The 14647-nt window shown below is 53.8% G+C and carries 12 protein-coding genes; 8 read left to right on the plus strand and 4 right to left on the minus strand.

Going from position 1 to position 14647, the window contains the following annotated elements; translation table 11 throughout:
* Position 1: 1 nt before the first annotated feature.
* A complete protein-coding gene (locus tag SH139x_RS28545) occupies positions 2-1456 on the minus strand; it encodes a sulfatase-like hydrolase/transferase (protein WP_488353119.1) in 1455 nt (484 codons plus the stop codon).
* Positions 1457-1642: 186 nt separating this feature from the next.
* Here SH139x_RS28545 and SH139x_RS28550 point away from each other — a divergent pair, with 186 nt between their 5' ends.
* A complete protein-coding gene (locus SH139x_RS28550; protein WP_488353120.1) occupies positions 1643-2986 on the plus strand; it encodes a DUF4013 domain-containing protein in 1344 nt (447 codons plus the stop codon).
* Here the strand turns inward: SH139x_RS28550 and SH139x_RS28555 are convergent.
* Positions 2973-4517, minus strand: a complete 1545-nt coding sequence (locus SH139x_RS28555) for an alkaline phosphatase D family protein (protein ID WP_488353121.1) — start codon at positions 4515-4517, stop codon at positions 2973-2975. The two genes, SH139x_RS28550 and SH139x_RS28555, sit on opposite strands and share 14 nt — an antisense overlap.
* An 89-nt stretch (positions 4518-4606) precedes the next feature.
* Between SH139x_RS28555 and SH139x_RS28560 the strand changes: the two genes are divergently transcribed.
* Together SH139x_RS28560 and SH139x_RS28565 are read left to right on the plus strand one after the other, a co-directional pair.
* On the plus strand, positions 4607-5272 hold the full coding sequence (locus tag SH139x_RS28560) for a Uma2 family endonuclease (RefSeq protein ID WP_488353122.1): 666 nt from the start codon (positions 4607-4609) through the stop codon (positions 5270-5272).
* A 248-nt stretch (positions 5273-5520) separates the two neighbouring features.
* Positions 5521-6345, plus strand: coding sequence for a hypothetical protein (locus SH139x_RS28565; protein ID WP_488353123.1), 825 nt, complete (start codon positions 5521-5523; stop codon positions 6343-6345).
* A gap of 6 nt (positions 6346-6351) precedes the next feature.
* Here SH139x_RS28565 and SH139x_RS28570 read toward each other — a convergent pair whose 3' ends face one another.
* Positions 6352-6894, minus strand: coding sequence for a hypothetical protein (locus SH139x_RS28570; protein ID WP_488353124.1), 543 nt, complete (start codon positions 6892-6894; stop codon positions 6352-6354).
* Positions 6895-7065: 171 nt separating this feature from the next.
* Entirely contained in the window at positions 7066-9273 is a 2208-nt protein-coding gene (locus SH139x_RS28575; protein WP_488353125.1) for a sigma-54-dependent Fis family transcriptional regulator, read from the minus strand.
* 454 nt (positions 9274-9727) lie between these two features.
* Here SH139x_RS28575 and sufB point away from each other — a divergent pair, with 454 nt between their 5' ends.
* The 5 genes from sufB (at position 9728) to SH139x_RS28600 (ending at position 14408) form a co-directional block, all read left to right on the plus strand.
* Positions 9728-11173 carry a Fe-S cluster assembly protein SufB gene (gene sufB / locus SH139x_RS28580; RefSeq protein ID WP_488353126.1) on the plus strand — a complete coding sequence of 482 codons (1446 nt, stop codon included), beginning with the start codon at positions 9728-9730 and terminating at the stop codon, positions 11171-11173.
* Between the two features lie 58 nt (positions 11174-11231).
* A complete protein-coding gene (sufC, locus tag SH139x_RS28585; protein WP_488353127.1) occupies positions 11232-11984 on the plus strand; it encodes a Fe-S cluster assembly ATPase SufC in 753 nt (250 codons plus the stop codon).
* 110 nt (positions 11985-12094) lie between these two features.
* Positions 12095-13423, plus strand: coding sequence for a Fe-S cluster assembly protein SufD (gene sufD, locus SH139x_RS28590; RefSeq protein WP_488353128.1), 1329 nt, complete (start codon positions 12095-12097; stop codon positions 13421-13423).
* Positions 13424-13435: 12 nt separating this feature from the next.
* Entirely contained in the window at positions 13436-13717 is a 282-nt protein-coding gene (locus SH139x_RS28595) for a ferredoxin family protein (protein ID WP_488353129.1), read from the plus strand.
* Positions 13718-13772: 55 nt separating this feature from the next.
* Complete coding sequence (locus tag SH139x_RS28600; protein WP_488353130.1) at positions 13773-14408, plus strand: TenA family protein; 636 nt, start codon at positions 13773-13775, stop codon at positions 14406-14408.
* The last annotated feature ends 239 nt before the right edge of the window (positions 14409-14647 follow it).

The raw sequence follows: 14647 nt of genomic DNA on the forward strand, positions 1-14647 counted from the left end.
GCTAATTTCTTCGTAACCAACCCGCTAGTTCGGGCCGCTTTTGCCATTCGGACAGATAAGGTTGATAGGCTGCCTCTTCGCTCCACACACGCGGCTGCGAATCGGCACGATTGAAGACATCGACCGCATAATCTTGCCCCGCAGCACTGGCGTCGACCGTATCGCTCCACTCCGTCAGTTGATCGACCATCTGCTGAAAACGCTGCGGATGCTGCTGCGAAACATCGGTCGTTTCCCCTTCATCTTGGGCCAAATTATAGAGCGCAAATCCCCGCTTGCCGACCTCCGCGCTGACAATCTTCCAGTCGTTATCAATCCAAGCCGTTCGCCCGGTGTGACGAAATCCCAGCGGCTTTTCCCGCAAGCCGATCTCAGCTCGCATCAACGGCAGCAAACTGATTCCATCTTGCGGCTGCAACATCACGGTTTTCGGCAACTGCAACGCATCCACCAGGGTGGGAAAAATATCGACCGTGCAGGCCGGGTACTCGGTGATGCGAGGCTGATCGATAACGGCAGGCCACTCGATGATCCCCGGGACTCGCAAACCACCTTCAAACATCTTCCCTTTAAAACCTCGCAGCGGACCAACCGTGCTCGGCTGTGGCTGCGGCAAACCACCATTGTCACTGCAAAACCACAGTAGCGTGTTCTCAGCAATCCCCAGTTCGCGAAGCCCGGCCCGCAACTTGCCAATGCTGCGATCCATCGCCACCAGCTCACCATAATGATGCTTGGACTGCGGCGTCATCGACTCTGGAAAAGCTTCCCGGTCCTCCGCCGTTGCCGCCCAAGGACTGTGTGGACTGCCATACCAAACGACCGCCAAACAAGGCTGGTCAGCCGCACGTTGACGAAGGAACTGTAAAGCCTCATCGACAATAATCTCCGAGGAATCTCCCTCAAACGCTTCGAATTCACCTTGGCGACTGAGCAAAGGATCGCGATCAAAAAAATTAGTCGCCGATACCCACGACTGAAAACCAAATTTCCCTGGATTTAACGGATCGTCAGCAAAAATTGGCACCCCCGGGCCACGCAGCCCATTTAGATGCCATTTGCCAAAATGTCCCGTCGCGTATCCAGCTTCGGCCAGCGCGGCGGCCAACGTCAACTCGTGGGGCTGCATGCCAAAGCCGTGATTTTCCACCCCGGTGCGATCGTTCGTACGCCCTGTCAAAACGGTTGCCCTGGTCGGCGAACAATTGGGCGCGCCGGCGTAAAATCGCTCGAATCGCAAACCGGCCGTGGCCATCGCGTCCAAATGGGGTGTTTTCAACAGCGTGTGATTTCGATATCCCGTCTGCCCCCAACCCATATCGTCAGCCATCACTAAGATGACATGCGGTCGCTGGGCTTTCGCCTCGGGCTGCTGACCAGCGGCAAAACCAATCGCCAGCCAGCTTTGGCAAACCGCCAGCAGACAGATGACGGCCAGGGTGCGTCGGTTGAACATAGCTAACCTCAAGTTCACGGGATGCTCAGTGGATGTGCGAGAATTCGCCATTTTTTCCCAATCTGCAGAGAATCGATTGCAACTCTGGCAAGTTTTCGAAAGTAAGCACGAATAGACTAGGATAGTCCATCATCTGTCATGCTTGGGCGAATCATTCATTTTCTCACTGCCGAGGGAGGCGTCCCGATGTCCCGCGAACCGGAGCTGGGCCCCGAATTGACGCCAAGTCCCCCCGCCTCGTTGTTTCCAGCGACGCTGATCAGCGATTCCCAGCCCGACATTTCCCAGACTGACAACCAGTCATCAGCCGGACCTGTGCAGGCCGAATTAGCCCCCGCGGACAACAACAACGCAGGAACCAGCCTGTTCGTCGCTGAGTTAGTCTCGGCTCCCAAATCAACGGGCGTGTGGCGAACCGCACTGCGATGGCTTGGCAATTGCTGGCACTACACCATCGTCGCTCCCCTGCAACTGGCCTGCTTGGTGATCTTACTGGCGCTCATCAGCGTGGTGCCGGTGTTGCAACTTGCTTCACTCGGATATTTCTTCGAAGTCTCTGGTCGGCTCGGTCGCGGGGGCCGCATCCGCGATAGTCTCATTCTGCTAACCCCAGCCAGCCGCTTGGTGATGGCATTGCTGGCGATCTACCTGGTCGCCCAACCAATCCGCTTGGTCACCTACTGGGCCTACACGGCGGAGCTGCTTTCAGCCAACAACCCCCAGACCGCCACGCTGCGAACGAGCGCTTGGTTCATGGTGGTCGCGGGTATGATCTATTTGAGTTGGGCTTGGGTGCGGGGAGGCCGACTCCGCGACTATCTGTGGCCGCAACCGGTGCGGTTTCTTCGCGAAGCCTGGCGGCCCACGACCTGGTCGAGCGCGGGTGATCGATTCTGGGAATTCTTAGGCAGTTTCCAGTTCCCCAAATTATTCTGGCTGGGACTTCGCGGCGGTTTGGCAACATTGGTCTGGATTACTCTTCCAGCACTGTTAATCGTCGGGGCTACCCGAAACGGCGAAACCGGCTTGGCGGGTCTTGTCGGCTTATTCGGTTTGGCGACCATGGGTTTCGTTGTGCTCTACTTACCCATGTTGCAGGCTCAGTTCGCTACCGAAAATTCTTGGCGAGCGATGTTTGCTTGGCGACGAACTCGCCGAGCATTCGCCCAAGCGCCGATTGCTTACTGGCTCGGCACCTCAGCCACTTTACTATTCGCGATTCCACTTTATCTCCTCAAGATCGAAGCGACTCCCAAAGAGGTTGTCTGGTTGCCAGCGTTATTCTTTATCGCTTTCATGCTGCCCGCGCACGTGCTGACGGGCTGGGCCATGGGCCGTGCCGGAAGACAAACCAAGAAAACCAATATATGGAATAGCGTTTTGAGGATGACCTGTCGCCTGCTCACCTTACCCGTCGTGGTCGCCTATTTGCTCTTCGTCTCCATCTCACAACTTACCAGCTGGGACGGCTTGGCAACCTGGTTTCAACAACACGCGTTCTTAGTACCGGTTCCCTTTACTGGCACTTAGCAACGATCGGATGCGTCTTGTGCTCTTCGTGCATGATTTTTCCTTGATCATCATAAAATCGAATCAACAGCTGCGATTTAGCAGTTTCCTTCGTCACCTCGCGTGCAAGCTCGACATACAGAAAACCACCCGTTGGTTTTGGATATGTATATGGCTGCACGACCAACCCCTCGGGATCCGTACCACGGGGTGAACCGGGGGCCACGCCACGCCGAGAATTTTCGTCATTCAGCGCGCCACACCCAAACTCTTCAACGCCACTCGGATGGATACTGTGATATTGCCAATGTCGATCACCACAAAAAATAAGTAAATTTTCAATATTGGAATCGTTCACCCATTGAAAGAACGCATCCGCCTCATGCCGGAAACCTTCCAAATTGGCATGATTGTCTTTCTTATACTTGTCGTCCGGCCCAATCATGGGAGTCGGGCTGATAATAATTTTCCAAGTCGCATCACTTTCCCGCAGCGTGGTCATCAGCCATTCCTTCTGCTGTTGTCCCCAAAGTGATTTATCGGGACCATCGGGCATATTATTGGGCGAACGATAATCACGCCCCTCGATAAACCAAAGTTGTAAATCCTGGCCAACGCGATGCGTGCGATAAGTGGGTGTCGACCTATCGCCCTGATCGCAAATCGGCATCTGTTCCCGAAATAGCTCAATCCCGGTTTGCGGGCTGGGTTGTCTCGCGCCCCGCATGTCCGCATCGTTGAAACGAAAATCATGGTCGTCTTTTGACCAATAAGCGGGAGTGGTGGCAAAGAATTCAATCAAGCGAGGAAAGCGAAACTGCTCATGCCACTTGCGACGCAGCTCGGGCAGAGTTTTAGCCGCCCCTTTAGCCGGATTGTCATAGTAAACAATGTCACCCGTGCCAATAAAAAAAGCAGGCGCCAGCTTCTTCATCTCAGCGAACGCCGGATACCCCAACTGACGATCCTCCGCCGTCGCGGTAATCGGCCCACCACCATTGGAAACCCCATCTACAAACGTGTTGTAATTCATGCAACTTCCCATGCAGAACGATATGTTCGTCGGCATCTCGGCGTCGGGCAGTGTTTGGAAAGAACGCGTCGGCCCCGGCTTCACGCTCGCTTCGCTCTCGCCGAGCCACGCGCGGTAAAAATACTTAGTCGACGGCGACAAATTTTGCAATCGAACTCTGACGATGTAGTCCTCTCCTGACTCAGCCCGACGCCATGGCGTTCGCGTGGAGTTGGAAAATTCCGCGTTGGCCGAATATTCAAATGCAACCAGCCCCGCTGCCCCCGCGATATCGCCAACCGCATCTTCATCTGCCACGTCAACGGCGATCGATTCCAGCAACGGCCCCGGCGTCGCGGTAAGGCGCGTCTGCAGCAGCACAGTGGTCGCCGTCACTTCGCCGGCAAGTTCCCCCTGGGCGTGATGGAGAGGGTCGCTGGCCAACACATCCGAAACCAACGAACAAGCCACCAAAATCCAGCAACCGCACCAAAGCGGAACATCTGCGTGCCACAGTAACGTTCGCTGAATTCGCTTCATCACGTTCATCTCTGTTTCTTCCGCCAAAGATTGGCTTGGGAGGATGTTGGCGATAACATAAAAGGACTGGCAATGGTTTGGCCACTGCAGTGCCTAGTATTTTACCACAGCACCAAGGCAAGGCGATGAGCAGCGCGGAAGTCCCCAAATTTGTTAGCCCCATCGAATATCTTGCCGCGGAAGAACTGACCGATACCAAAAGCGAGTACATCGACGGCTGGGTGCGTGCGATGACCGGGGCCTCGGTCCGGCACAATCAAGTGAAGATGAATTGTGCCATCGCCTTGGGCGCGAAGTTGAAGGGCCAAAAATGTCGCCCCTTTGATTCGGACATGAGGCTGCGTATTGACGGTTCGACACAGACAAAATTTTACTATCCCGACCTGCAAGTTGTCTGCGATTCCAACGCACCGACTGATGTCTTTCAAGACTCGCCAGTTTTGCTCACCGAAGTCCTCTCCCCGTCAACTCGCCGCTACGACTTTGACGAAAAGATGAACGCCTATTTGCAAATTCCTTCGCTGCAGTGCTACATCCTGCTGGAACAACATCAACCGATTGCCACCATCATGCGCCGCGTCGAAGGCGGTTTCTTGAGGCAACTTTGCGAAGGCATCGATGAAACCATTGACCTGCCATTTCTTGGCTGCGAATTGGCGATGCGAGACATTTATGACGGCATCGAATTCACGCCGACAAGTGTGCGTGAATTGATGTCAGAGTACGAGTTGATCCCCGAAAACCAATTCGGATGAGCATCACTCGACATTTCAAAATTGTTTCGTGACACGTTTTCCTGCGGTAGATGTGAGATACGTTTAGATTCGCGTTCGTCGATTTTGTAATTCAGCTGCAAAGAGAGCCCGCAATCGTTCAAAAAATTATCGAACTGCTGGCTTCCGTTTACGACCGTTACGATACGGAACGGCAGAAGTTACGGCTTGAGAAATGGGTTGTTCGCCTGGCCGCTGGTGGATTCCTGATTCATTTAATGCTAATCGCGGTGGCTCGCACCATTCCCGACTTGGGTTCCGGGCTGCTTGCCGATCTGGACCGCAACTTTTTGCATGCGGTGTATACGCCGTTCAGCTTTATCCTGTTTTATGAAGTGTTGCTGTTGGTGCTAGCGCTGCCGCAATCCCACACCAGCTCGATCGGCAAACAGTACGAAATCGTTTCGTTAATTGTTATCCGTCGAGTTTTTAAAGATATTGGCGAATTTCGAGATCCAGCAACTTGGCTATCCCAACTGGATGAAGCGTTGATGGTCCTGATGGACATGGGTGCAGCGGTACTAATGTTTGTGTTGGTTACCGCCTTTCATCGAATTCGACAAACAGTCATCCACTCGAATCCGCAAGACGATTTGAATCAGTTCGTCTCGCTGAAGAAGTCAGTCGCCGTCCTGCTGTGCGGCACGCTGTTGCTGCTGGCCGCTTACAGCCTGCTTCACTGGTTCGGTGACGTGCTGACCTTGAAAGCGGATGAAATTGTCCAGCGCACCGAGCTGGACCTGTTCTTTTTCCCGGCTTTCTTCGAGTTCATGATTTTCACCGACGTTTTCCTGCTGATCATTTCGTTGCCCTTTTACGAGCGATATGAATATGTGATTAGGAACGCGGGATTCGTGATCTCAACAGTGCTTTTGCGATTCTCGCTGTCGACTCCCAAACCGTATGATCTGGCTGTGGGCCTGATTGCCATGGTCTATGGACTGTGTGTGCTGGCGGTGTTCTCCTACTTTACGCGAATCTCAGCAGCGGGGGATCGAGAGGAAGCTGAAGTCCTTTCAGCAAACCACTCTCACACCCCTGCTAAGATTGATTAATTAGGCTTACCAGTTTCGCAGATAAGTTCCGGTACGAGGGTTGTAGGTATTTCCAGTGACCGGATTCCGGTAGTAACCACCTCCGATTGCTTGGTAGGTTCCACTTGGTTTAAAGACAGCCTGTCCGGGAAGATGGACGCTGCCGGTGATCGGATTAAAGCCAGCCCCAGACGGCCCTCGGAAGTAGGTGTTTGGTCGACTTTCAACTTGGCTGAACCCGGGACGACTGCCTTGCAAGTAGCTGCCCGTGTGAGGGTTATACTTATTGCCGGTCATCGGATTTTGGTAATAACCATTGCCAATCGCTTGGTATTGGCCGCTCTGCTTGTATACCGCTTGCCCCGGCACGTGAACGCTACCGGTAACTGGATTGAAACCATTGCCGGCGGGGCCTCGCCAGTAGAAGCCTGGCCGCTGGCTGAATTGGGCCGAAGCGGTGTCTGAGAAACAAGTGAACGCGATGCCCATCGCCCCCAATGCGATCGCCGCCAATTTCGGTCCGGCGGCTCCACCACGAATCTTCGCCAAGGAAAAAACTGCTGCAAACATGGGTCTACTCCTGAATGATTCGAGCATGTTTCTGAAAGGTTTCGATCAGCGAAATCGCGTCAGTTGCTTGCTCGATCCGCAACTTGCCACCCCGCTCAACGATGCATGGCAAAGCGAACCAGGGTGCCGTCAACGAATCTTGAGATTTCTACAAAAAGTTTTCGCCGCGGCCTAAATCGCTTTGTGCTGACGACTGCCTTTGATGCGGTGCTTGCCCATTTTGCTGTAAAGCGTGGTCGGTTTAACTTGCAACAGGGCGGCCGCTCCGTCCGCTCCGTAAACTTTCCCGCCGCACCGCTGGAGCGCCTCCAAAATTACTTGGCGTTCGACCTCGGCCAGTGATCGCTGCCCGCCGCCTGCCGAGCGCGAGCCACTCGAATCACTTGCAAACTGTTCGGCATCACCCGCCAACCATGAAGCGTCAACGATCAAAGTGTCACCCTGGCTGACGATCATTGACCGCTCAATGATATTCTCCAGTTCGCGGACATTCCCGGGCCAATCGTACTGCATCAGGCCATCCATGGACCGTCGGTCCACACGCGTGACGGCCTTGTTCATGCGGAGCGAAAAACGAGCGATAAAGTGGTTCATCAGGGCTGGGATATCTTCGCGTCGTTCCCGCAGCGGCGGCACTTGGATCGGAAAAACGTTCAGCCGATAAAACAAATCCTCGCGAAAATGCCCCGCCTCGGAATAGCTCTTTAGATCGCGGTTCGTAGCCGCAATGATGCGAGTATCCACCTCGATCGGCTCACTGCCACCGACGCGGTCAATCAAGCGTTCTTGCAACACCCGCAACAACATGACTTGTGTTTCAGCCGGGACCTCCGAAATTTCGTCGAGAAAAATGCTGCCGTGATGCGACAACTCGAACCGACCAAGACGGCGCTGCGTCGCTCCGGTAAAGGCCCCCGCTTCGTGACCAAATAATTCGCTGGCAATCAAATTGGGAGCCAGCGCAGCGCAGTTCACTTTGACGAGCAAATTCTCGCGACGGGCACTGGCATCATGGATGGCACGCGCAATCAACTCCTTGCCCGTGCCCGTCTCACCAAGAATCAGAACCGTAGCATCGGTCAGCGCAACCTGCTCAATGGCGACCCGCAACTGACGCATCGCTCGACTCTCGCCGATAATGTTGCCGAAGTCATGTTCAGTGTGTAACTCATCTCGCAAATAGACGTTCTGCTGCTGTAGCTCTTCCTTCAACCGATCAATCTCACCATACGCTGCCGCATTATCCAAAGCGACCGAAAGCTGAGCGCCAAACTGCTCCAACAATTGCAAATCCCAATCATCCAAACGACCAGCTCGACGCGAGGCAATGCCCAACAACCCCACATGCTGGTCACGTGACATCAACGGTAAATGAACGACGGAAGCGTAACCCTTTTCCAACAATCGTTGATGTTCGGGATAGGGATGCATATCTTCCAAATTGCCCACGACCAACGGCTTGCGATGCTGCCCCACCCATGCAAAGGCCGAATCAGGCAGCGATTCAGCGGGCACCTCGACCCAAGCTCGCTGGCCGCTGCTGATTTCGCTGTGCAAAAATTCGAGCGCAAAACCACATGGAACTCGCCCATTCCCGGAACCCAACATTAAACTCACGCGATCGCAATAAAGCAGCTGGTGAATTCGCTCCGCCGCGTGCTCAAACACCTCGCGGCGATCAAGACTCGAGTTGACGATTTGCCCCAACTCCACCAACGATCGATAGCGACTTTCCGATTGCCGCAACTGTTGAGTCTGCTTGTCGACCTCTTGTTGCAATGTCTCCAAAAATTTGTCTTTCGCCGCGTTGGCTTCGGCCAGCTGCTGATTGGTTCGCCGCAGTTCGCTAACGAGCCGGTTACGCTCCAGGCTGATCGCGATGTGACCAGCCAATCGCTTCAACAGTGCGGCGTGCGACGCCGTGTACGTGTGCGTCTCCCGGCTGGAAAAGAAAATCACGCCAATCGGCTTGCCGTCAGCCAACAGGGGCAGCGTCAAGCTTGATCGCATCCCTTCCCGCTCGATCAGAGCGGTCGACGCCGATTGCGGCTTGTCTTTTAAATACTGCTGCAGATCCTCGATGATTCGCGGCTGACCGGTCTGCAGCAGGGGCGCCAACGTGGAACCGGCAATCCGCGCCGCATAACCAACCTTCAGAGCCACATCGCCATCGGAACGACAGGAGATCAGCCGCAGCAGGTTGAAAGGCTGCTCCAGCAATGCCACGGCAATGCGGTTGTACGGCACCACACCCCTTAGCTGGTCATATACGGAATCCAGAATAGCGTCGAGCCCCTGGCCCATATTGATTTGCTCGAGCATCCGCTCGACCAAACGCTCATAACGATGGGGGATTTCTGCCATAAAATCCAACGACACTCAGATATTCAACGATATGCCGTCACCACTCACTTAAAAAGCGGGCAATTAACGGCAATTAATTTCTCTGATCAACTTCCTGAATCGTCATGATATCCCAAATTCCTCTCCTCAGCAAACACGAATGACGAAATGCCGTCACCTGGCTAGTCGCGGGATTTGCTCAAAATGAAAGCTGTAAACCTTTTGCTGGCAATAGCTTATGAAATGAATTTCGGCATCTTGTCGACAAGTGGCGCGCGGCGTGCTGTAGATGTCCGCTGCGCAGTCTACGAAAGCCCGCCGGCCCCCCCCCACCGCCAAACTGGGGTGCTGCCGAACAAAAGCCTTGCAAATGGGGGAATTGCCATACACGGACAGTCCCTCAACAGAGATACTGAAAGGATCGAAGTGGTTGCCATTAACCAATTGCCACTAACCAATTGGACGATAAGCTCCTCCAAGGAAACAATAAATGACATCTGAAAACGCTCAGCTCAAAGAATTTGCCAAGCGAGAGTACGAGCACGGTTTCGTGACGGACATCGAAGCGGACGCGATTCCTCCGGGCTTGAGCGAAGAGGTTGTGCGATTAATCTCCAGCAAGAAGAACGAACCTGAGTGGTTGCTTGAATGGCGGCTGAAAGCATATCGCCATTGGTTGACGCTGGAAGAACCCAAGTGGCACAACGTTCATTATCCACCAATCGACTACCAAGCGTCAGTTTACTATTCGGCGCCCAAGCAAAAACCAAAACTCAATAGTCTTGACGAAGTCGATCCGGCTTTGCTGGAAACGTATGAGAAGTTGGGCATTCCACTGCACGAACAAAAGGTATTGGCCGGCGTGGCGGTCGACGCGGTGTTCGATAGCGTCTCGATTGCCACCACGTATCGTGAAACTTTGGAAAAGCACGGGGTCATCTTTCGTCCCTTCTCCGAAGCAGTTCACGATCATCCCGAACTGGTCAAGAAATACCTCGGGTCGGTTGTCCCTTACACGGATAATTTCTTCGCCTCGCTAAACTCGGCGGTCTTCAGTGACGGCTCCTTCTGCTTCATCCCCAAGGGGGTGCGTTGTCCGATGGAGTTGTCAACCTATTTCCGCATCAATGCCCAAAACACGGGGCAGTTCGAGCGGACGTTGATTGTTGCCGAAGAGGGCGCATACGTGAGCTATCTCGAAGGTTGCACAGCACCGAAACGTGACGAGCACCAATTACACGCTGCGGTCGTCGAGCTAGTCGCCTTGGACGATGCGGAGATCAAGTACTCCACGGTGCAAAACTGGTACCCGGGTGATTCCGAGGGTAAAGGTGGCATTTACAATTTCGTCACCAAACGTGGTGCTTGCCGCGGACCCAATTCGAAGATCTCTTGGACACAAGTCGAGACTGGCTCGGCGATCACTTGGAAGTATCCAAGCGTGATTTTGCAAGGCGACAACTCGGTTGGCGAATTTTATTCGGTGGCCGTGACTGCCAATCATCAACAAGCCGACACGGGCACGAAGATGATTCACATTGGCAAAAACACCAAAAGCACCATCATCTCGAAAGGCATTTCGGCGGGGGTTGGTCAAAACAGCTATCGCGGTGAGGTCAAGATGATGAAGGGTGCCACGAACGGGCGAAACTTCTCACAATGCGACTCGTTGCTAATTGGTGATCGCTGCGGCGCTCACACTTTCCCCTACATCGAAGTCCGTAACACCACCGCGAAAGTCGAGCACGAGGCGTCCACGTCAAAGGTTGGCGAAGATCAAATCTACTACCTTCGCCAACGCGGGCTGTCGACAGAAGACGCCGTCAATATGATCGTCAACGGTTTCTGCAAAGAAGTGTACGACGTGCTACCGCTGGAGTTCGCCGTGGAGGCGAGGAATCTGCTGAACGTCAGCCTCGAAGGCAGCGTCGGCTAAACGCCCCATTACGTTCCTTCAAAACAATCACCAAAGTAAGTATACATAACACAGAATCATGCTTGAAATTAAGAACCTGCACGCTCGCACCACCGACACCGAAATCCTCCGCGGCATTAATTTGCAAGTTGCCGCCGGCGAAGTCCACGCGATCATGGGCCCCAACGGGTCGGGTAAAAGCACTTTGGCCCACGTCATCGCTGGCCGCGACGATTACGAAGTTACCGCCGGCGAGATCCTTTATAACGGTAAAGACTTGCTTGACATGGAGATCGAAGAGCGGGCCGCCGAGGGTGTCTTCTTGGCCTATCAGTATCCGGTCGAAATCCCCGGGGTCAGCAACAAATATTTTCTCCGTACAGCCGTCAATTCAATTCGCAAATATCATGACCAGCCGCCAATGAAGCGACCTGAATTTCTCAGCTTGCTGAAAGAAAACCTCAGTCGCCTCGGCATGGACACCAACATGATGGATCGGTCGGTCAACGAAGGTTTCTCGGGTGGTGAAAAGAAACGCAACGAGATTCTACAAATGGCCATGCTGCAACCCAAGCTGGCGGTGCTGGATGAAACCGATTCAGGTCTAGATATCGATGCGCTAAAGATCGTCGCCAATGGCGTCAATGCGTTGCGGAGCCCCGAACGGGCAACCATCGTGGTGACCCACTATCAACGGTTGCTCGATTACATCGTCCCTGACAAAGTCCACGTGTTGGCGGGTGGCAAAATTGTCCGTTCAGGCGATAAATCATTGGCCCTGGAACTTGAAGATCAAGGATATGGGTTTTTGCAAGAAGCGACGGTTTCTTGATTCCACGAAATTCACCCATGGGCCGGCAGCACGCGATGCTGACGGCACCCGCTGCCGGACCGCGATAAAGGTCCATCCGGAAACCTCTCAAATATCCCAGCAAGCAAACAATGATCGTCACCGAGAACGAAACATACCAAGAGCAACACGCTGCCTTGCAGCGACAAACTTCGCCGACTTGGCTCACCGAGCTCCGCCAGCAAGGATTCGACGCATTTTCGCGTCTCGGTATCCCCAACAGGCGGCTTGAAGACTGGCGTTTCACCAACGTCGCTCCACTGGCGAAACGCCCTTATCTATTGGCATCACGGGTCCCAGCCGCCAATGAAATAACCAAGCATGACATCCAGGGACTGGTCGCGCAAATCGCACTGGACGACAACTTCCACCGCTTGGTGTTTATCAACGGTCATTATTCCAGGGAATGGTCGAGACTGCACGAACTTACCGACGGCGTTGTCATCGACAACTTAATGAATGTCATCAGCGATCGCCCCCAAGACGTGCAGTCGCAACTTGGCAGCCAAGTCGACTTCGACGATTCCAGCTTTGCGGCACTCAATACGGCTTTCCTAGAAGATGGCGCGGTGATTGACATCCCGGCCAATGTGACTCTCGACCGTCCCATCCATTTAGTCTTTTTGTCGACTGGAAACAGTCACACCGTCTCCCACCCCCGCAATTTGATTCGGATTGGCCAGCACAGCAAAGCTCATGTGATTGAGACTTATCTGGGTCAAGGTGAAGCCTATTTCACCAACGCAATCACTCAGATCTGGCTCGACGAAGCCGCACAGCTCGATCATCACAAACTCCAGCATGAGCAAGTCGGCGCGTTGCATATCGCCTTAACTTCAACCAACCAAAGCGCCAGCAGTCACTTTCGCTCACACTACTTTTCTTTCGGCGCCTCACTCGCCCGCAACGAACTGAATTGCCTACTTGACGGTGAAGGCATCGAAACGACCCTCAACGGGTTATACATGCCGACCGGCGACCAATTGATGGATTGTCGCACGCGAATCGACCATGCCAAACCACACTGCAACAGTTACGAACTGTATAAGGGCGTGCTGGATGATCAGGCGAGAGGTGTTTTCAACGGCAAAATTTTTGTCCACCAGGATGCCCAAAAAACCGACGCCAAACAGAGCAATCAAGCCCTACTGCTCTCCGATGACGCCGCCGTCAATACAAAGCCGCAACTCGAAATCTACGCCGACGATGTCCGCTGCACTCACGGGGCAACCATTGGTGAGTTAGACGAAGCCGCTTTATACTATCTGCGCACGCGAGGCATTTCCACCGACTTAGCTCGCAAGATCTTGATCTTCGCCTTCGCCAACGATGTCGTGCAAGGTGTCGAATTACCCGCGGTGAGACAGCATCTTGAATCAATCTTGCTATCTGGCCATGAACTATCCGATGATATTCTCTAAAGGAGAAACAAAATGACACATGTGGTCGCCCAGCCTTGCTCAGGTTGTCGATATACCGATTGCGTAGTCGTCTGCCCGGTAGAATGTTTCTACGAGGGCGAGGAGATGCTATATATCCACCCCGAAGAATGCATTGACTGTGAAGCCTGCGTGCCGGAATGTCCTGTCGAAGCAATCTTCCATGAAGACAATTTGCCGGAAGAATGGTCTTCTTACTTGGAACTAAATGCTGAAATGGCGGAAAAGTGTGAAGTGATCACCGAACAGAAGACACCACTTAAGGATCGCCCCTAGGCGTAAGGCAGCTGCTCTTATCTTTTGCGTTGCGAACGGCGACCCTGAAACACCAATGCTCCACGAATCCTTATGGAAACAGAATGCCGACCTGGCATCCGCTTGCCTTGACCATCCTTTCATCCGCCAGTTGGGAGCGGGGACGCTGGAACATGAGGTCTTCAAAAATTACGTCGCTCAAGACGCGTTCTTCTTGAAATCATTCGCCAAGGCTTACGCGTTGGCGCTGGCCAAGTCTACCAATCTGCAGCAGGCCCAAGCCTTTCACGCATTGATCGCCGGCGTCCTGGAAGAACTCAAACTGCATGCGAATTACGCTGACAAATTGAAAATCGATTTGTCGGCCGTCAAGCCTTACCGGGCGACTTCGGCATACACCAATTTTTTGCTGGCCGTTGCCTGGCAAGGAGAACTAGCGGAAATCCTCGCGGCGATGGTTCCCTGCATGAGATTGTATGCTTACCTTGGCACCGCACTGCAACCGGCGTTGCAATCAGCCCGACCCGCAGTCCATCCCTTCGAGGATTGGATCCAGACTTATGCAAGCAAGGAATTTGGCGAGCTTTGCATCATGCTGGAGAAACTCCTTGATGTCACTGCCTCAGACACTCCAGTGGTCCGCGATGCCTACCGATTTGCCATGCAGTGTGAATTAGATTTTTTTGCGGCCCCACTTGAGCAACCGCGTTAGAGACTGCTCACGTAATCGCGGCGATCATGCTGGAGTCGATTGCGATTACCAGCACCGCTTCGCTGAGCACGAGCTCCGCCCATCACGACCCCCACGAGCTTGCCTCGTGCGGTAAAGGAGGTTTTTGGCTAGCACGTTTCCCGCCTCGCCTCGCAATTATATCCCCTTTCCGCCCGCCCGCGGCAGACGGGGCGGAACGACGTAGAGAGCCGCGGGAGCTTGCATTACTAGCCGACAAC

It is taken from the genome of Kothea flammea, assembly GCF_052161645.1.
Lineage (GTDB): Bacteria > Planctomycetota > Planctomycetia > Pirellulales > Pirellulaceae > Laterigemmans.